The organism is Rhizobacter sp. P2_H2, from assembly GCF_056403375.1.
This window is the reverse complement of sequence record NZ_JBFUFP010001397.1, coordinates 1-1,154: the sequence shown is the minus strand read 5'-3', so window position 1 is coordinate 1,154 and position 1,154 is coordinate 1. Positions and strand designations below refer to the sequence as shown.

Here is a 1,154-nt window from a genome sequence, read left to right as displayed (position 1 = left end):
CTCCAGGTCCTTGCCGGGGATCGGCAGGATGAACGGGTTCGAGCCGGTCGTGACCAGCAGCCGGTCATAGCGCTCCTCGGTGCCGTCGGCCGCGCGCACGACGCGGTTGCGCCGGTCCACGTCGACCACCTTCTTGCCCAGGTGCAGCGTGATGCCGTGCTCCTCGTACCAGCTCAGCGGGTTCAGCACGATCTCGTCGAGCGTCTGCTCGCCGGCCAGCACCGGGCTCAGCAGGATGCGGTTGTAGTTCGGGTGCGGCTCGGCCCCGAAGACGGTGATGTCATACAGGTCGGGCGCGATCTTCAGCAGTTCCTCCAGCGTGCGCACCCCGGCCATGCCRTTGCCSACCATCACSAGTTTCATCTTCTTCATCACACGCTCCAGTTCCAGCCGCTTGCGCAGCGATAAAAGCAAAGGGGGTGCCAACGGGATACGCGCTACGCTCGCGGACCATGTGCCCGCCGGGCCGCCCCAAGGGCACATACCGGCGTGCGTAGCACGAAGGTTTCCTGATGAGCTTTGACGTCGAGATCGGCCACTTCAGCCTCGCGGGCCCGCGTCCGCGCAACGAGGACTTCGCCGCCTGCCTGGTGCCCGAGGGCGACGACGCCGCGCGCGGGCTGATCGCGGCGATCGCCGACGGCGTGTCGTCCGGCGGCCTCGGCCTCGAAGCGGCGCAGACCACCGCGATGAGCGTCGTGCAGGACTACTTCGCGGCGCCCGACACCTGGCATGCCACCGCCATCCTCGACCGCGTGATCGCCGCGCAGAACCGCTGGCTGGTCGACCACAACCGGCGCCGCCAGCGCAGCGCGCACGACGCGATGGGCATGACGACGCTGACCGCCCTCGTGCTGCGCGGCCACGGCTTCACGCTGGCGCACGTGGGCGACACCCGCGCCCACCTGCTGCGTGGCGATGAGCTGGTACAGCTGACGCAGGACCACGGCTTCGACCACCCCGACCAGCGCGGCCGCCTGACCCGCGCGATCGGCCTGGACGACGGCGTGCGCGTCGACTACCTGCAGGCCGAGCTGCAGACCGGCGACCTGTTCGTGTTGACCACCGACGGCGTGCACGGCCAGCTCGCGCCGCGCCGCCTGGCGGCGCTGGCGCGCGAGGGCTCGGCCCGCGACGCCGCCGAGGCGCTGGTG

At 70.5% G+C, this 1,154-nt stretch carries 2 protein-coding genes; one reads left to right on the top strand and one right to left on the bottom strand.

Annotated features, from left to right (window positions below; genetic code table 11):
- The coding region (locus tag AC1D15_RS33405; RefSeq protein WP_477829447.1) for an FAD-dependent oxidoreductase at positions 1–372 on the bottom strand (372 nt) is incomplete at its 3' end.
- Positions 373–512: 140 nt separating this feature from the next.
- On the opposite strand from AC1D15_RS33405, the gene AC1D15_RS33400 reads away from it, so the two are divergent.
- Positions 513–1,154: PP2C family protein-serine/threonine phosphatase (locus AC1D15_RS33400; RefSeq protein WP_477829446.1), on the top strand; the 642-nt coding region annotated here is incomplete at its 3' end.